Annotated in this window: 18 protein-coding genes; 7 read left to right on the top strand and 11 right to left on the bottom strand. The window is 67.2% G+C overall.

What is annotated here, in order from left to right:
* Window positions 1-15: 15 nt before the first annotated feature.
* The 4 genes from CFB39_RS08525 to CFB39_RS08510 form a co-directional block, all read right to left on the bottom strand.
* Window positions 16-1077, bottom strand: coding sequence for a sulfate/molybdate ABC transporter ATP-binding protein (locus tag CFB39_RS08525; protein WP_089431032.1), 1062 nt, complete (start codon window positions 1075-1077; stop codon window positions 16-18).
* A gap of 13 nt (window positions 1078-1090) precedes the next feature.
* Window positions 1091-2035: a sulfate ABC transporter permease subunit CysW gene (gene cysW / locus CFB39_RS08520; RefSeq protein WP_089472721.1), complete on the bottom strand. Its 945-nt coding sequence runs from the start codon at window positions 2033-2035 to the stop codon at window positions 1091-1093.
* Window positions 2032-2922, bottom strand: coding sequence for a sulfate ABC transporter permease subunit CysT (cysT, locus tag CFB39_RS08515; protein WP_089425348.1), 891 nt, complete (start codon window positions 2920-2922; stop codon window positions 2032-2034). Before cysT ends, cysW begins: the two co-directional genes overlap by 4 nt.
* Before the next feature lie 122 nt (window positions 2923-3044).
* The gene (locus CFB39_RS08510) at window positions 3045-4082 is read right to left on the bottom strand and encodes a sulfate ABC transporter substrate-binding protein (RefSeq protein WP_011351893.1); all 1038 of its coding nucleotides are present in this window, start codon (window positions 4080-4082) and stop codon (window positions 3045-3047) included.
* A 264-nt stretch (window positions 4083-4346) separates the two neighbouring features.
* Here CFB39_RS08510 and lexA point away from each other — a divergent pair, with 264 nt between their 5' ends.
* The 3 genes from lexA to CFB39_RS08495 are packed head-to-tail and all read left to right on the top strand — an operon-like array spanning window position 4347 to window position 6096.
* Window positions 4347-4994, top strand: a complete 648-nt coding sequence (lexA, locus tag CFB39_RS08505; RefSeq protein ID WP_089425347.1) for a transcriptional repressor LexA — start codon at window positions 4347-4349, stop codon at window positions 4992-4994.
* 26 nt (window positions 4995-5020) lie between these two features.
* Window positions 5021-5356, top strand: coding sequence for a hypothetical protein (locus CFB39_RS08500; RefSeq protein WP_006476078.1), 336 nt, complete (start codon window positions 5021-5023; stop codon window positions 5354-5356).
* A 29-nt stretch (window positions 5357-5385) separates the two neighbouring features.
* Window positions 5386-6096 carry a DUF2939 domain-containing protein gene (locus CFB39_RS08495; protein WP_089472720.1) on the top strand — a complete coding sequence of 237 codons (711 nt, stop codon included), beginning with the start codon at window positions 5386-5388 and terminating at the stop codon, window positions 6094-6096.
* A 97-nt stretch (window positions 6097-6193) separates the two neighbouring features.
* On the opposite strand, the gene CFB39_RS08490 is transcribed toward CFB39_RS08495, so the two are convergent.
* Entirely contained in the window at window positions 6194-6691 is a 498-nt protein-coding gene (locus tag CFB39_RS08490) for a universal stress protein (protein WP_039358765.1), read from the bottom strand.
* Between the two features lie 336 nt (window positions 6692-7027).
* On the opposite strand from CFB39_RS08490, the gene nodI reads away from it, so the two are divergent.
* On the top strand, window positions 7028-7942 hold the full coding sequence (gene nodI / locus CFB39_RS08485) for a nodulation factor ABC transporter ATP-binding protein NodI (protein WP_244115410.1): 915 nt from the start codon (window positions 7028-7030) through the stop codon (window positions 7940-7942).
* 6 nt (window positions 7943-7948) lie between these two features.
* Window positions 7949-8782, top strand: a complete 834-nt coding sequence (locus CFB39_RS08480) for an ABC transporter permease (RefSeq protein ID WP_089472719.1) — start codon at window positions 7949-7951, stop codon at window positions 8780-8782.
* Between the two features lie 36 nt (window positions 8783-8818).
* Here CFB39_RS08480 and CFB39_RS08475 read toward each other — a convergent pair whose 3' ends face one another.
* From CFB39_RS08475 to CFB39_RS08460, 4 genes are all read right to left on the bottom strand, one after another.
* Entirely contained in the window at window positions 8819-9241 is a 423-nt protein-coding gene (locus CFB39_RS08475; protein ID WP_034174145.1) for a hypothetical protein, read from the bottom strand.
* A gap of 101 nt (window positions 9242-9342) precedes the next feature.
* The gene (locus CFB39_RS08470; protein WP_089472718.1) at window positions 9343-10401 is read right to left on the bottom strand and encodes a permease; all 1059 of its coding nucleotides are present in this window, start codon (window positions 10399-10401) and stop codon (window positions 9343-9345) included.
* Window positions 10398-11525 carry a tRNA 2-selenouridine(34) synthase MnmH gene (gene mnmH / locus CFB39_RS08465; protein ID WP_089472717.1) on the bottom strand — a complete coding sequence of 376 codons (1128 nt, stop codon included), beginning with the start codon at window positions 11523-11525 and terminating at the stop codon, window positions 10398-10400. Before mnmH ends, CFB39_RS08470 begins: the two co-directional genes overlap by 4 nt.
* A gap of 64 nt (window positions 11526-11589) precedes the next feature.
* Window positions 11590-12543, bottom strand: a complete 954-nt coding sequence (locus CFB39_RS08460) for a LysR family transcriptional regulator (RefSeq protein ID WP_089472716.1) — start codon at window positions 12541-12543, stop codon at window positions 11590-11592.
* Between the two features lie 166 nt (window positions 12544-12709).
* Here CFB39_RS08460 and CFB39_RS08455 point away from each other — a divergent pair, with 166 nt between their 5' ends.
* Together CFB39_RS08455 and CFB39_RS08450 are read left to right on the top strand one after the other, a co-directional pair.
* Entirely contained in the window at window positions 12710-14131 is a 1422-nt protein-coding gene (locus CFB39_RS08455) for a M20 family metallopeptidase (RefSeq protein ID WP_089472715.1), read from the top strand.
* 35 nt (window positions 14132-14166) lie between these two features.
* Window positions 14167-15453: an MFS transporter gene (locus CFB39_RS08450; protein WP_089472714.1), complete on the top strand. Its 1287-nt coding sequence runs from the start codon at window positions 14167-14169 to the stop codon at window positions 15451-15453.
* A 77-nt stretch (window positions 15454-15530) separates the two neighbouring features.
* Here the strand turns inward: CFB39_RS08450 and CFB39_RS08445 are convergent, their stop codons facing one another.
* Together CFB39_RS08445 and CFB39_RS08440 are read right to left on the bottom strand one after the other, a co-directional pair.
* The gene (locus CFB39_RS08445) at window positions 15531-16583 is read right to left on the bottom strand and encodes an NADP(H)-dependent aldo-keto reductase (RefSeq protein WP_089472713.1); all 1053 of its coding nucleotides are present in this window, start codon (window positions 16581-16583) and stop codon (window positions 15531-15533) included.
* Window positions 16584-16730: 147 nt separating this feature from the next.
* Complete coding sequence (locus CFB39_RS08440; protein WP_039358790.1) at window positions 16731-17168, bottom strand: PaaI family thioesterase; 438 nt, start codon at window positions 17166-17168, stop codon at window positions 16731-16733.
* Window positions 17169-17244 lie beyond the last annotated feature (76 nt).

Genomic DNA, 17244 nt, shown 5'->3' with positions numbered 1-17244 from the left:
CCCTGCATTTTCTCGTCAACGCGCGGGAAACACACGCACCGCGCGCGGCACCGCCGTCGCACCATCGCCGACCTGCAGCGACAGCGCACGCCATGCGTCGCGATCGAGTTCCGCCTCGAGCGCGCCGCCCGCACGCGCCTCGAGCTCCACGCGCACCGAGCCGCCGAGCGGAATCACGCGGCGCACGTCCACCGCGATGCCGTCGCGGTGCCCGGCTTCGCCAACCGGCCACAGCTGCAGGTCGTGCGGGCGCACATAGGCGTTCGCGGGGCCCGCGAAATCGGCGTCGACCTCGATCGGCGCGGCCGCCCCCTCGGCGACGAAGCCACGCCCGGCGACCGTGCCCGGCAACCGGTTGGCCGCGCCGAGGAATTCGTAGACAAACGCGCTCTGCGGATGATCGTAGACGTCCTGCGGGCTGCCGACCTGCTCGACGTGGCCGCGGTTCAGCACGACGATGCGGTCCGCGACTTCCAGCGCCTCCTCCTGGTCGTGCGTGACGAAGATCGTCGAGATGTGCAGGTCGTCGTGCAGACGACGCAGCCAGCCGCGCAGCTCCTTGCGGACCTTCGCGTCGAGCGCGCCGAACGGCTCGTCGAGCAGCAGCACCTTCGGCTCGACCGCGAGCGCGCGGGCCAGCGCGATACGCTGGCGCTGGCCGCCCGACAGCTCGGACGGATAGCGCTGCGCGAGCCAGTCGAGCTGCACGAGCTTCAGCAGTTCGTGCACCTTCTCGCGGATCGCGGCTTCCGACGGCCGCTCGCGGCGCGGCTTCACGCGCAGCCCGAATGCAACGTTCTCGAACACGGTCATGTGGCGGAACAGTGCGTAGTGCTGGAACACGAAACCGACCTGGCGGTCGCGTGCGCCGACCGATGCCACGTCGAGCCCCTGCAGCACGACCTGGCCGGCATCCGCGTGCTCGAGGCCCGCGATCACGCGCAGCAGCGTGGTCTTGCCGCAGCCGGACGGCCCGAGCAGCGCGACCAGCTCGCCCGGCGGGAAATCGAGCGATACGTTGTCGAGCGCCGTGAAATCGCCGAAGCGCTTCTGAAGGTTACGGACGGTGATACCCATTCTGGTTGCCTCTTTACGATTTCGACGAAACGGCGCCGACGGGGCCGGCATGTGCGGGAACGGCGTCGTGCGCGTCGGCCAGTTCGGCCGCCAGATGACGCTCGGCGAGCAGCTTCAGCGCGAGCGTGACGAGCGCGAGCAGTGCCAGCACCGACGCCACCGCGAACGCCGCCGCGAAGTTGTATTCGTTGTACAGGATCTCCACGTGCAGCGGCATCGTGTCGGTCACGCCGCGGATGTGGCCGGACACGACCGACACCGCGCCGAACTCGCCCATCGCGCGCGCATTGCACAGGATCACGCCGTACAGCAGGCCCCACCTCACGTTCGGCAGCGTCACGCGACGGAAGATCTGCCAGCCCGACGCGCCGAGCACGCGCGCGGCTTCTTCCTCGTCGGTGCCTTGCGCCTGCATCAGCGGAATCAGCTCGCGCGCGACGAACGGGAACGTGACGAAGATCGTCGCGAGCACGATGCCCGGCACCGCGAAAATGATCTGCACGTCGTGATCCTGCAGCCACGGCCCGAACCAGCCCTGCGCGCCGAACAGCAGCACGTACACGAGGCCCGAGATCACCGGCGACACCGAGAACGGCAGGTCGATCAGCGTCGTCAGCAGCGCCTTGCCGCGGAATTCGAACTTCGCGATCGCCCACGATGCGCACACGCCGAACACGAGGTTCAACGGCACCGCGATCACGGCGACGGTCAGTGTCAGCTTGATCGCCGACCACGCATCGGGATCGGCCAGCGATTCGAAATAGAAGCCGACGCCCTTGCGCAGCGCCTCGACGAACACCGCGGCGAGCGGCACGACGAGGAAAAACGCGAGGAACGCCAGCGCGATGCCCGTGAGCAGCCAGCGCACGACGCGCGACTCGCTGACGGGGTCGAGCCGCTTCGTGGCACGCGCGGCCGGCGACGGGGTTTTCAGCACGACGGTGGCCTCCTGGCTCATTGCTGGCCTCCTGCTGCTACGGCGACGGTGGCGGGCGCCGGGCCGCTCGCGCCCTTGCTCGTACGACGCTGCAGATACCACTGCAGCGTGTTGATCAGCAGCAGCATCAGGAACGACACGACCAGCATCACGACCGCCAGCGCGGTCGCGCCCGCGTAGTCGTACTGCTCGAGCTTGGTGATGATGAGCAGCGACGTGATCTCGGATTTCATCGGCACGTTGCCGGCGATGAAGATCACCGAGCCGTATTCGCCGAGCGCGCGTGCGAACGCGAGCGCGAAACCGGTGAGGAGCGCCGGCAGCACGGCCGGCAGCACGACGCGGCGGAACGTCAGCCAGCGCGACGCGCCGAGGCATGCGGCGGCCTCCTCCTGCTCGCGCTCGAAATCCTCGAGCACCGGCTGCACCGTGCGCACGACGAACGGCAGCCCGATGAAGGTCAGCGCGACCAGCACGCCGGCCGGCGTGAACGCGATCTTGATGCCGAGCGGCGCGAGATACTGGCCGACCCAGCCGTTGGTCGCGTAAACGGCCGCGAGCGAAATGCCGGCGACCGACGTCGGGAGTGCAAACGGCAAATCGACGACCGCATCGACGAGGCGCTTGAACGGAAACGTGTAGCGCACCAGAACCCAGGCGACAAGAAAGCCGAACACGGCGTTGATCAGCGCGCCGCCGAGCGCGGCGGAGAACGTCAGCCGGTACGACGCGAGCACGCGCGGCGACGTGACGGCGGTGACGAACTGGTCCCACGACAGCGTCGCGGTCTTCAGGAACGTGGCGGCGAGCGGTATCAGCACCACGAGGCTCAAATAGGCCACCGTGATGCCTAGCGTCACGCCGAAACCGGGCAGCGCGCTCGGCTTGCGAAAGGTGTACGTCGTCATCGGATGCTCTTGCTGGGTCGATGCTGCTCACGGGTCCGACGCAAACGCCGGCGCAGTGAATCGCGCCGGCGGCCCGTCGGGGATGCGGCGCGCTATCGTGGCGCGCCGCTGTCGTTATGGCGTTACTGCGGCTTGTAGATCGAATCGAACACGCCGCCGTCCGCAAAATGCGTCTTCTGCGCATTCGTCCAGCCGCCGAAGGTATCGTCGACCGTGTACAGCTTCAGCTTCGGGAACTGCTTCGTCAGCTCCGCCGGCACGTTCTTCGAACGCGGCCGGTAGTAGTTGCGCGCCGCGATCTCCTGGCCCTGCGGGCTGTACAGGAAGTTCAGGTACGCATCGGCCAGCTTGCGCGTGCCCTTCTTGTCGACCACCTTGTCCACCACCGCGACGGGCGGCTCGGCCAGGATGCTCACCGACGGCACGACGATCTCGAACTTGTCGGTGCCGAACTCCTTGACCGACAGGAATGCCTCGTTTTCCCATGCGATCAGCACGTCGCCGATCCCGCGCTGCACGAAGCTCGTGGTCGCGCCGCGCGCGCCCGAATCGAGCACGCCTGCGTTCTTGTAGAGCTTCGTGACGAATTCCTTCGCCGTCTGCTCGTTGCCGCCCGGCTTGTGCACCGCATACGCCCATGCGGCCAGGTAGTTCCAGCGCGCGCCGCCCGACGTCTTCGGATTCGGCGTGACGATCGAGATGCCCGGCTTGGTCAGGTCGTCCCAGTCCTTGATCCCCTTCGGATTGCCCTTGCGCACCAGGAACACGATCGTCGACGTGTACGGCGACGCGTTGTCGGGCAGGCGCTTCTGCCAGTCCTTGTTGACGAGCCCCTTGTTCGCGAGCGCATCGATGTCGTACGCAAGCGCCAGCGTGACGACGTCGGCCTGCAGGCCGTCGAGCACCGAGCGCGCCTGCGCGCCCGAACCGCCGTGCGACTGCTTGAAGTTGACGGTCTCGCCCGTCTTCGCCTTCCACTCCTTGCCGAACGCCTGGTTGAAGTCCTGATACAGCTCGCGCGTCGGGTCGTACGACACGTTCAGGAAGGTCGTATCGGCCTGTGCGTGCGTCGCGACGCCCAGCGCCGCCGCCGCGCCCAGCGCGAGTGTTGCGATCAGGCGGCCCACTCCGCCCACCAGCCCCGTATTGCGCTTGCCCATCCTTGGTTCTCCAGTGTTGTCGGTATTGCGATGTCGGGCCAGTCTAACGAACGGGTTACATGATTAAAAATAATCGTTCCTTATTTTTTAATACTCAAAAGTGCTAACGCAGACGGGATGGACGGTTGTGGCAGATGAACCGGCGTCCGGGCGTCGTGAAATCGCGTCGGAACCGGCGCGATCGCGTCGAACCTCACGTAACACTTGAAATTCGCGGACTACTGTATAAAAATACAGCTCACTGTCTATCCATACAGTTGAGCCATGACCAAACTCACCGCCCGTCAGCAGCAAGTGTTCGACTTGATCCGTCGCGCGATCGAGCGCTCCGGATTCCCGCCCACCCGTGCCGAGATCGCGGCCGAACTGGGCTTCAGTTCGCCGAATGCGGCCGAGGAGCACCTGCGCGCACTCGCGCGCAAGGGTGTGATCGAGCTGGCCGCCGGCGCGTCGCGCGGCATCCGCCTGCTCGGCATCGACGATGCCCCGCACCAGTTCACGCTGCCGCACGCCGCCCTGATGCAGTTGTCGCTGCCGCTCGTCGGCCGCGTCGCGGCCGGTAGCCCGATCCTTGCGCAGGAGCACATCTCGCAGCATTACGCGTGCGATCCCGCGCTGTTCTCCAGCAAGCCCGATTACCTGCTGAAAGTGCGCGGCCTGTCGATGCGCGACGCCGGCATCCTCGACGGCGACCTCCTCGCCGTGCAGAAGCGCACGGAAGCAAAGGACGGCCAGATCATCGTCGCGCGTCTCGGCGACGACGTCACGGTCAAGCGCCTGATGCGCCGGCCTGGCGGTCTCGAGCTGATCGCGGAGAACCCCGATTACGAAAACATCTTCGTCAAGGCCGGCAGCGCGGAATTCGCGCTGGAAGGCATCGCCGTCGGGCTGATTCGCTCGGGCGAACTCTGACATTCCGTCTCGCTGAGGAGAACATCATGGAACGCCTTGCCCGTCTGCTGCCTTTCCGTCAATTCGGCCGCCTGCGTCACCTGCGCGGCCGCACGCCCTGCGCACCGCTGTCCGCGGCCGCGCCCGTGCAAGAAGAAGTCGCAGTCGAACGGCAGGCGTCCCTGCTGCCGTCGGCGCTCCCCGCTTTCGCGCGGGTATCGCTGAACGCCGGCCTGAATCACGCCGAACCCGCGCGCCGTGCACCGGTGCGCGTCTATCACGGCCGTTCGCGCCTGATCATGGTCGGCACGATCGATGCCGTGTGCCGGATGATCGATCGCTGCATTGCAGAGGAACGATCGGCCACGCCAGGCGGTCTCTGATTGCGGAACATCCCCGCACCGGAGGCAACGTGACCGGATCTTCGGGCCGCGCATGGCGGCTCAAACCCGTGCTGATCGTCGTGATGGCCGTCGCCATCGTTGCGGCGATCGGCTATGCCTACGCGTCGCCGTACGTCGCGCTCGGTCGCCTGAAATCGGCGATCGATGCGCGCGATGCGCAGGCCATCAGTGAATATGTCGATTTCCCGTCGCTGCGCATCAGCCTGAAGCAGCAGATCACGGAAGAGTTGATGCGCCGGATCGACGCGGTGAAGAAGAACAATCCGTTCGCGGTGATCGGCGCGCTGATCGGGTCGGCACTGATCGGCCCGCTGGTCGATGCGTACGCGACCCCGGAAGGCGTAGCCGCGCTGATGAGCGGATTGCCACCGCGTGGCAATCCAGGAGAGCGTCCACCCGAATGGTCGAATCTGCCGCCAGGCAGCAATACGCCGGCGGCGCCGGCGGCCAATCCGGCTCCTCCGGCAAGCGCAGCCGCTCCGGGTAGCAACACGGCCGCTACCGCTGCGTCATCGCCGCCATCCGCCGCTGCCGCACCGGCCAGCCCGGTCGAGGCAACGCATGTGCCGCACCAGCAGCAAACCAGCGCCGGTTACCGGAATATCGATGAATTCGTCGTGACCTACCAGCGCAGTGCCAATGGCACGCGCTATGCGGCGATATTCCACCGCTTCGGCCTGTTCTCGTGGAAGTTGTCCGCGATCGACCTGCACGCTTGAGCGGTCTTGAGTGGCCGCGGTCAGCGCCCGCCCCACGGACGCGGCACGACGCCCGACCGGCGCGATTCGCCGGTCAGGCAGTCATCGAATCATTGGATCATTTGCCGTTCGCCGTGGCCGCTTCACGCTCCCGCGCGATTTCTTCCTTCTGCTCCTGCGCCGACGAACACGCAACCAGAATGCTGCAGTTCACGCGATCGAGCAGTTGCGTGTTGCCCGACCCCATCCACCATCTGGACAACCCGCTACGGCACCGATGGCCGACGACGACGAGGTCGGCCTTCAGCTCCGTCGCGAGATTCGCGATTTCGTCGATCGGATAGCCGAACGCGAAATGGCCTTCGGCCTGCACGCCGCGCTCGCGCAGCCAGTTCACCCCTTCCTGCAGGATTTCACGCGCGGTTTCCTCGAACCGACCGCACGCGACGTCGGTCAGCAGACCCGCGCTCTGTGCAATGCTCGATCGCATGTCGACCACCGACAGCAAATGCGTCTCGGCCTTCAGGTCCATCGCGAGATTGGCGCCGCAACGCAGTGCCTTGCGTCCTTCGAGCGTGCCGTCGTAACACAGCAAAATCTTGTTGTAGCTAGCCATGAAACCTCCCTGTCACAACACCGAGCCTACGCATTCATCATGGTGCGCCGCAATTCAGGACGCAAGGGATGGAAAACGCTGATTCGCCCCGCTCGGCTCGTGCGCGATGATGCAGTGCACGATCGGTGCGACCATGCATCGCACCGTGCAGGCATGCCCTGAAGAGACGCAGCCGATGCACTAGAATGGCCCGTTCGTACTCCAGCGGGCCATCCGGCGCCGGCGTCGTGCGCTTCGGTCATGCCCGTGTGACACGCAATCGTCCGATCGGTTCGTCAACCGGCCACGCATCCGGCAGCGGAACGCTTCCGCGCCGCCTACAACGACAACATGCCCATGTCCGTTGCACCGATCGATTTCCGGAACGTCGAGAAGCACTATGGCGACAAGCTCGTCGTCAACGGCCTGTCCTTCACCGTCCAGGCCGGCGAATGCTACGGCCTGCTCGGGCCGAACGGCGCCGGCAAGACCACCACGCTGAAAATGCTGCTCGGCCTCACGCATCCCGATGCAGGCACCATTTCGCTCTGCGGCGAACCGGTTCCATCGCGTGCACGGCATGCGCGCCAGCGCGTCGGAGTCGTCCCGCAGTTCGACAATCTCGACCCCGACTTCACCGTGCGCGAGAACCTGCTCGTCTTCAGCCGCTACTTCGGCATGTCGGCGCAGGCCGCGCATGCACTCGTGAAGCCGCTGCTCGAATTCGCGAAGCTCGAGAACAAGGCCGATGCGAAGGTCGGCGAGCTGTCGGGCGGCATGAAGCGCCGCCTGACGCTCGCGCGCGCGCTCGTCAACGATCCCGACGTGCTGGTGCTCGACGAACCGACGACGGGCCTCGACCCGCAAGCGCGTCACCTGATGTGGGAGCGGCTGCGCTCGCTGCTCGCGCGCGGCAAGACGATCTTGATCACCACGCACTTCATGGAAGAAGCCGAGCGCCTGTGCGACCGCCTGTGCGTGATCGAGGAAGGCCGCAAGATCGCCGAAGGCGCGCCGCACGCGCTGATCGAATCGGAGATCGGCTGCGACGTGATCGAGATCTACGGGCCCGATCCGGCCACGCTGCGTGACGAGCTGTCGGCGTTCGCGAAGCACACCGAGATCAGCGGCGAGACGCTGTTCTGCTACGTGAGCGATCCGGAACCGCTGAGCGCGCGACTCAAGGGTCGCACGGGGTTGCGCTATCTGCATCGCCCGGCCAATCTTGAAGATGTGTTCCTGCGGCTCACCGGCCGCGAAATGCAGGACTGATCGATCATGGATGTCCGCAACTATTCGACCGCCGCACCGTCGGCACCGCCGCGCGTGTCGCGCTTCGCGATCGCGATGCCCGCGAACGCGACCAACTGGATCGCCGTCTGGCGGCGCAACTATCTCGTCTGGCGCAAGCTCGCGCTCGCGTCGATGTTCGGCAATCTTGCCGATCCGATGATCTATCTGTTCGGGCTGGGGTTCGGGCTCGGGCTGATGCTCGGCCATGTCGACGGCGTGTCGTATATCGCGTTCCTCGCGGCCGGCACGGTCGGGTCGAGCGTGATGATGTCCGCGAGCTTCGAGTCGATGTATTCGGGGTTCTCGCGCATGCACGTGCAGCGCACGTGGGAAGCGATCATGCATACGCCGCTCGCGCTCGGCGACATCGTGCTCGGCGAGATCGTTTGGGGAGCCAGCAAGGCGATGCTGTCGGGGGCCGCGATCATGCTCGTCGCGGGGGCGCTCGGCTATGCGCAGTTTCCGTCGATGCTCGCGGCGCTGCCCGTGATCGCGCTCGCAGGCCTCGCGTTTGCCAGCATCGCGATGATCGTCACGGCGCTCGCGCCGTCCTACGATTTCTTCATGTTTTATCAGACGCTCGTGCTGACGCCGATGCTGCTGCTGTCGGGTGTGTTCTTCCCGATCACGCAGTTGCCGCCGATCGCACAGCACGCGGCGCAGGCGCTGCCGCTCGCGAATGCCGTCGAGCTGATCCGGCCCGCGATGCTCGGCCGGCCGGCAACCGACGTCGCACTGCATGTCGCGGTGCTCGCCGGTTACGCGGTCGGCGGATTCCTGCTGTCCGCGTGGCTGTTCCGGCGGCGGATGATGCGCTGACGGCCGGCGCACGGGCGCCGGCTTCCTGCGACGACCTTACTCGTCGTCGTCGCTCCACGGGATTTCGACGTCGGTCAGGAACGCGACGGTCGCGAGCGGGCCGCCTTCCTGGCGGCCGAGCTTGCCGTCCGCGCGATGCCATTCGACGCGGAACTGCGTGCCCGGATCGTCGGCCACCAGATACACCGTGCGCAGCTCTTCCTTGTCGGCTTCGTCCACCGGGCCGTCGAACGACACCAGCATTTTCTGCGGCCACAGGCCGTTGACCGGATCGTAAATGCGGTCGCCCTGCGGAATGTCGATGCTGGCCTCGACGCCGATCGTTGCGGAGGCCTCGATGATCATCGTGCCGAGTGCGTTCAGCACGGCAGTCGCCCGCGCGGAATTGGCCTGGCGGATCGCGAGATCGCCGCGCGTCAGCGCCTTTTCGAGTCGAGGATGGATCTTCGGTTGGGTCATGCGTTTTCCTGTTTGCTTCTTGTAAATGGCGCCGCACGCGTGAAACGGCGGCGCCGGATGAATACGACGATTGCGCCCTGCTGGCGCGCCGCCTGCGCGCGTCAGAACCCGAGCGCGACCGCGAGCAGGCCGCTCGCGATCCCGAACACGACGACGAGCGTCGCGACGATGGCCAGCATGTAAGGCTTGAACGAACGCGCGAGCATCGCGAGCGACGGCACGCTGATCGGCGGCAGCGTCATCAGCAGCGCGGCGGCCGGGCCGACGCCCATGCCGAGCGACAGCATCGCCTGGATGATCGGCACCTCGCCGGCCGTCGGGATCACGAAGAGCATGCCCGCAACCGCGAATGCAATGATCCAGCCGAGATGATTGCCGATGTCCGGGCCGATATGCGGGAACAGCCACGCGCGCGCGGCGCCGAGCAGCAGCACGAGCACAATGTATTCGGGCACGAGCCGCACGGCCATGCGCGCAAGCAGCTTCATCCAGCGAACGAACGGATTGCCGGCCGCGGCCTGCTCGGCCGCCAGCGCGGCGAGCTGCGCATCGTCGATGCTGCGGTCTTCAGGGCGTGCGATACGGTTCAGCAAATAGCCGATCCCGAACACCATCGCGATGCCGAGCACGAGGCGCAGCGCACTCCAGTGCCAGCCGAGCACGAAGCCCATGAACACCAGCGCCGCCGGGTTCAGCACCGTGTTGCCGAGCCAGAACGCGACCGCGCCGCCCGGCGATGCATGGCGCGCACGCAGCCCCGCGACGACCGGCGCCGCACAGCACGTGCACATCATGCCGGGCAGCGACAGCAGGCCGCCTGCCGCAACGCTGCCGAAGCCGGTGCGGCCGAGCACGCGCGCAACCCAGTGCGCGGGCAGCAGCGCCTGCACGGCCGAACCGAGCAGCAGGCCCAGCACCATTGCCTGCCAGATCGCCTTGCCGTACGCCCACGCGTAGTCGAGCGCGGCCTTCAGCGACGGCTCGGGCGCGGTCGCCGACGTGCCCATCAGGATCGACTGGCCGATCGAATGGTGCTCGGCGGCGACGAACGCCTTGTTGTAGTACGGAAACCATTTCACATAGAACAGTCCCGCGACCGCGATCAGCAGAAAGGTCATCCAGCCGAGGGCCGGATTGGGTTGGGTGCGTGTGGTCGTCATCGTGTGGTGGTCGATTGGTTTTGGTCAGTTTCGAATGTCGCGCCTGCAGCAAACGCGGCCGATGCGGGTAGCCCGGCCTGTGCGAGCTGGGCCAGCAGCGCACGCGCCTGCTCGCGCCCATCGGCGGCGTTGGGCCGGAACGTGAACGTCAGCGCCCGGTTCGGCTTGTTGTATGCCGCGCGGTAGGTCCGTGCGTAGGCCGGATCGTAATGCTTGTCGATCAGTTCGGTGAACAGTTCGGCCCGCGCGTCCGCATCGATCAGCGCCTTCCAGTGCGTCACCTGCTCGCGGCTGTGCAGGCCGATCAGCCGATTGAGCTGCGCCTTGAACGCATCCGGTTCGTCGAACAGGTGCGCGTAATCGTCGAGGAGAAATGCGATGCGCTCGTCATGCGCCGCGTCGACATGCACCCACGGCCCCGCGTGAAACGCTTCGATCAACGCGATCGGCAACTGCACGAGCCCGATCCGGCGGCTTTCCGACTCGACGAACACCGGCCATTCGGGGTCGAAACGTCCGAGTGTTTCGACGAGCCCCGAATCGAACCCCTTCTGCGCCGGCTGCGGCTTGCCCGGCAGCGCGCCGAGCAACGAACCGCGATGGCACGCAAGCGCCTCGAGATCCAGCGTCTGCGCGCCCACGTCGCGCAGTGCGTTCAGCAGGCGCGTCTTGCCGCAGCCCGTATGGCCGACGAGCGCGATGTAGCGAAAGCGCGTCGGCAGCGAGTCGAGCGTCGCGCACACCGATTGGCGGTACGACTTGTAGCCGCCGTCGAGCTGGCGCGCCTTCCAGCCGATCAGGTTGAACCAGGTCGTCATCGAGCCCGAGCGCTTGCCGCCGCGCCAGCAATAGATCAGCGGCCGCCAGTTGCGCGGACGGTCGGCGAACGTCGTGTCGAGATGGCGCGCGATGTTGCGGGCGACCATCGCCGCGCCGACCCGGGTCGCCTCGTACGGCGACACCTGGCGGTACATCGTCCCGACGAGCACGCGCTCCTCGTTGCTGAGCACGGGCGCGTTCAGCGCGCCGGGAATATGGTCCTCGGCGAACTCGAGCGGCGTGCGCACGTCGATGATCTCGTCGAACTCGCCGGCGCGATCGAGGGTGACAATCAGGTTCTTCAATTTGGCGTCGAACGGGGGCGATGCGGCTCGATGAGCCGCATGGGCACGGAAGGCGGATTGACGATTATCTCACGGGCCGGCCTCTCCGGCCGCGCGCGGCAGTCGGCGGCGCCGACGCGGCCTGCATCGCGTCGATCAGATGGTCGCGGAATGCGCGAACCGACGCGGGCAGATCGCGCCCCGCCATCGTCTGCACCTGGATGCTGCGCTCGCGCAGCTGCGGGTTCGTCACGGGCACGACGACGAAGCCGTCCGCGGCGCAGCGGTCACGCACCGACAGCAGCCCCGTGAACATCACCGCGCCCGTGCGGCGCGCGTAACCGTACATCGCCGCCGTGTTGTTGCTCGTCAGTTCGGGCTCGAGCAGCAGTCCGTCGAGCGCGCACGCGATGTCGATCAGCTGGCGCACCGTCGTGCCGGCCTCGGGCAGCACGTGCGGGTGACGCGCGACATCGGCGAGCGACACGGCTTCCCGCGTCGCGAGCGGATGGTCGTGCCGCACCAGCGCGAAGATCGGCGCGCGCTCGGAGTGATCGACGCGCACGCCCTTCTCCGGCGCGAGGCTGAAGCTCAACGCGATGTCCACATCGCCGTCGCGCACACGCCGCGTCGCGTCCGCCGGCGACACCACCCATACGGAGAAATCGACACCCGGATGGCGCGCCTTGAAGCTGGCCAGCGTGCCGGGCAGGAAGTCGATCGCGAACCCTTCCGAGCACGCGATCTTCAGCAGGCTGCCGTGCAGCGCGTCGAGCCCGCCGATGTCCTTCATCACGTGCTCGGCCTCCAGCAGGCTGCGCTGCGCGAACGCCAGCAGCCGCTCGCCGGCCTCCGACAACGCCATTCCGCGCGGCCGGCGCTCGAACAGCGGTGCGCCGAGCTCGCTCTCCAGTTTCGCGATCTGGCGGCTGATCGCCGATACGGCCACGTGCAGCCGCGCGGACGCGTCGCTGATCGAGCCGGTGCGCGCCACCTCGACGAAATACCGCAACGCCAGGCCATGCAGGAAAGCCGCCATCGCTCTGTCTCCGCCCGTCTGCCGGGCTTGCCGCTTTGCCTTTTCGGCAAAGAAAGGTTCGAAATTCGATCATTGTGACAAAAAAAACGACTTCCTAGAATCGATCGCACTTCACGCTGCATGCCCGATCCGGCGCGTGCGGCGAACCCGTCAGAGGAGACCCGACTTGAGCCGTACCGCCGCCATCCAGCACGCGCTGAACCAGTTCGAATCCGGTGCGTTCTTCACGACCCTGAGCCGCCGCGTCGGCCTGCGCACCGAAAGCCAGGAAAGCGGCAATGAAGCCGCGCTGCGCGCCTACCTGACCGACGAGATCGCCCCCGAAGCCGCGCGCCTCGGCTTCACGTCGCGGATCGTCGACAATCCCGTCGACGGCGGCGGCCCGTTCCTGCTCGCCTCGCGCCACGAAGACGACGCGCTGCCGACCGTGCTGATCTACGGCCACGGCGACGTCGTGCGCGGCTACGACGCGCAGTGGCGAGCGCCGCTGTCGCCGTGGACGCTGACGGCCGACGGCGACCGCTGGTACGGCCGCGGCAGCGCCGACAACAAGGGGCAGCACACCATCAACCTGGCCGCGCTGGCGAGCGTGCTCGACGCGCGCGGCGGCCGGCTCGGCTTCAACGCGAAGCTGCTGATCGAGATGGGCGAGGAAACGGGTTCGCCGGGGCTCGACGCACTGTGCCGCCAGGAGCGGGGCGCGCTCGCGGCCGACGTGCTGATCGCCTCCGACGGCCCGCGCATCGCCGCCGCGCGCCCGACGGTATTCCTCGGCTCGCGCGGCTCGGTCAATTTCAAGCTGAGCCTGCGCGCCCGTGACGGCGCGCATCACTCCGGCAACTGGGGCGGGCTGCTGCGCAATCCGGCGATCGTGCTCGCCCATGCGCTCGCGAGCCTCGTCGATGCGCGCGGTGCGATTCGCGTCGCGGGGCTGCGTCCGCCGCCGATCCCGGCCGCCGTGCGCGATGCGCTTGCCGATCTTTCCGTCGGCGGCGGCCCCGGCGATCCGGCGCTCGACGCCGACTGGGGCGAGCCCGGCCTCACCGCGCCCGAGCGCGTGTTCGGCTGGAACACGTTCGAGATCCTCGCGTTCAAGGCCGGCAACCCCGAGCACCCCGTCAACGCGATCCCGCCCGCCGCGTACGCGCACTGCCAGTTGCGCTTCGTCGTCGGCACCGACTGGGAGGCGCTGCACGCGCATCTGCGCACGCACCTCGATGCACACGGCTTCGCCGACATCGAGATCGACGTCGAACGCGGCGCACCGGCGACGCGCGTGCCGCCCGACGATCCGTGGGTGCGCTGGGCCGTCGCGTCGCTCGCGCGGACCACCGGCAAGAAGCCCGCGATCCTGCCGAATCTCGGCGGCACGCTGCCGAACGAAGTGTTCGCCGACACGCTCGGGCTGCCGACGCTGTGGGTGCCGCACTCGTACCCGGCGTGCTCGCAGCACGCACCGGACGAGCACCTGCTCGCGAGCGTCGTCAGCGAGGGGCTGCAGATGATGGCCGGCCTCTTCTGGGATCTCGGCGACGACGCACCGACCGCTCGCCGCACGGCGCCCGCCGCGTCCGACGCCGCCCTGTAACGCGCTTCGCCCCTTTCACGGGACCTGCACACACGATGAATACGACCACCCTGACCTCGCAGGAAGCCGCCCGCCCCAGCGCCGCGAAGATCCGGCGCATCATCTTCGCGGCGTCGATCGGCAACGCACTCGAATGGTTCGACCTGATCGTCTACGGCTTCTTCGCGGTGACGATCGCCAAGCTGTTCTTCCCCGCCACCAGCGAAGCGACGTCGCTGATGCTGACGCTCGGCACGTTCGGGCTGTCCTACCTGATCCGGCCGATCGGCGGCTTCGTGCTCGGCGCGTACGCGGATCGCGCGGGCCGCAAGGCGTCGCTGCTGCTGTCGATCGCGATGATGATGGCCGGCACGCTGCTGATCGCGTTGATGCCGACCTATGCATCGATCGGCCTGCTCGCGCCGCTCGGGATCATGCTGTCGCGGCTGATGCAAGGCTTTTCCGCGGGCGGCGAATTCGCGAGCTCGACCGCGTTCCTCGTCGAGCATGCACCGCAGCGGCGCGGTTTCATGTCGAGCTGGCAGTTCGCGAGCCAGGGCCTCGCGACGCTGCTCGCATCGGGCTTCGGCGCGTTGCTGACCGCCACGCTGACGACCGCGCAACTCGAAAGCTGGGGCTGGCGCGTGCCGTTCCTGTTCGGGCTCGCGATCGGCCCGGTCGGGCTGTATATCCGCCGCTACGTCGACGAGGGCGTTGAGTTCAAGACGCAGGCACGTTCGGAAGCGCCCGTGCGCGAGCTGTTCGCGGAACAAAAGGTGCGGGTGCTGCTGTCGATCGGCGCGCTCGTGATCTCGACCGCGATCAACTACATGATCCTGTACATGCCGACTTACGCGATCAAGCAGCTCGGCCTGCCCGCCTCGACGGGCTTCGCTGCCACGCTCGCGACCGGCTTCGTGCTCACGCTCGTCACGCCGGTCGTCGGCCACCTGTCCGATCGCACCGGTCGGATCCGCATGATGGCGGTCGCGGCGGTCCTGATGCTCGTCACCGTGTACCCGACGTTCGCATGGCTCACGCGTCACGCGTCGTTCGCGACGATGCTCGCCGCCCTGGTCTGGATCGGTGCGCTGAAGGCGATGTACTGCGGCGCGCTGCCGGCGCTGATGGCCGAGCTGTTCCCGTCGCAGACCCGCGCAACGGGGCTCGCGGTCAGCTACAACACGGGTGTCACGCTGTTCGGCGGCTTCGCGCCGTTCGTCATCACCTGGCTGATCAGCGCGACCGGCAACCGGCTGTCGCCGGCGCTCTATCTGATGGGGTGCGCGCTGCTGAGCCTCGCCGCGCTGTTCGTCGCGCGCACGCGGCTCAAGATGCGATAACGGAAGAACCGACGGCGCGGCGATGCGCTGCCGGTGCGGCCCGTCGCGGCATCGCCGCCGCGCGGGCCGGGCGCCGTTTACGGCGCAGGATTCGGCTGCAGTTCGTGCAGCACGTCGATCTCGGCGAGGATCTCGTCGGACAGCTTCACGTCGACGCTGCCGATGTTCTCCTTCAACTGCTCGAGCGACGTCGCCCCGATCAGGTTGCTGCGCGTGAACGGCCGGCTGTTGACGAACGCCAGCGCGAGCTGCACGGGCGACAGCCCGTGACGCCGCGCGAGCGCGACATAGCGCGACGTCGCCTCGACGGCCTGTGGCTTGCTGTAGCGCTGGAAGCGTTCGAACAACGTGATGCGGGCGCCGGCCGGACGCGCACCGTTTTCGTACTTGCCGGACAGCCAGCCGAACGCGAGCGGCGAATACGCGAGCAGGCCGACGCCATCGCGATGCGTGAATTCCGACAGCCCGTTTTCGAACGTGCGGTTCAGCAGGCTGTACGGATTCTGGATGCTCGCGATGCGCGGCAGCCCGAGCTTCTCGGCCGCGCGCAGGAACTGCGCGACGCCCCACGGCGTTTCATTCGACACGCCGATCGCACGCACCTTGCCGGCCTTCACGAATTCCGCGAGAACGCCGAGGGTTTCCTCGATCGGCACCGTATAGGCGTCGTCGACCCACGGATAGGCGGGACGGCCGAACGTCGTCGTGCTGCGATCGGGCCAGTGCAGCTGGTAGAGATCGACGTAGTCGGTCTGCAGGCGCTTGAGGCTGCCGTCGAGCGCTTCGGTCAGGTTCTTGCGGTCGAACTGGTTGCCTTCGCCGCGAATATGGCGCGGATTGTGCGGCTGCCGCGCCGGCCCCGCGATTTTCGTCGCGAGCACGATGCGCTCGCGCTGCGCGCGATGCTGCGCGAGCCAGGTGCCGATGTACGCCTCGGTGCGCCCCTGCGTATCGGGTTTCGGCGGCACCGGATACATCTCCGCGGCATCGATCAGCGTGACGCCCTGCCCGATCGCGTAGTCGATCTGCTCATGCGCATCGCGCTCCGAATTCTGCTCGCCCCACGTCATCGTGCCCAGGCCGATCAGGCTGACCTCGATGCCCGAATCGCCAAGTGTGCGGTATTCCATGCTGTTCCTGTCGCGTCGGTGGAAAGCAGGAACGCTATCACATTGAAGCGACTGCTTCAGACAGGCGCCGCCCACGCTTACAGGCGGCCTTCGGCGCCGGCAACGAGGTTCACGCGCCGGCCCGGACGATGGCGCTCCCGCCCGCCGTCACTGCGGCCGCTGGATGAAACAGGTTGCCGACGCATGCGCAACAATCTTGTCGTCCGCGGTCTTCAGCGTGCCCTCCGCGACGCCCAGCGAACGCGACAGGTGGATCACGCGCCCTTCCGCGACCAGGTCGACGTCGCGCGGCACGGGCCGCAGCATCTTCACATGCAGGTCGACCGTGCCGTAGCCGACGCCCGCATCCAGCATCGAATGCACCGCGCACCCGGTGACCGAATCGAGCACCGTCGCGGCGAACCCGCCGTGCACGCCACCGAGCGGATTCAGGTGCCGGCCGTCCGCCCGCGCCGAAAACTTCACATAACCGAGTTCGACGTCGAGCGGACGCATCGGGATCGTCTCGGAAATCGACGCGAGCGGCGCATCGCCCGATACCGCCGCGCGCAACAGATCGAGACCAGACAGGGAAAGCGGGTTCATCGGGTTGTCTCCGGGTTGAAAGCGCGTCGCCGCGCGAGTAAGTTCTAAATTGGAACTAATTATTGGCAACGACGGC

The sequence above is a fragment of the Burkholderia sp. AU6039 genome, from assembly GCF_002223365.1.
GTDB lineage: Bacteria > Pseudomonadota > Gammaproteobacteria > Burkholderiales > Burkholderiaceae > Burkholderia.
Note: the sequence above shows the minus strand (reverse complement) of the source record. Positions and strands in the feature narration are given on the sequence as shown.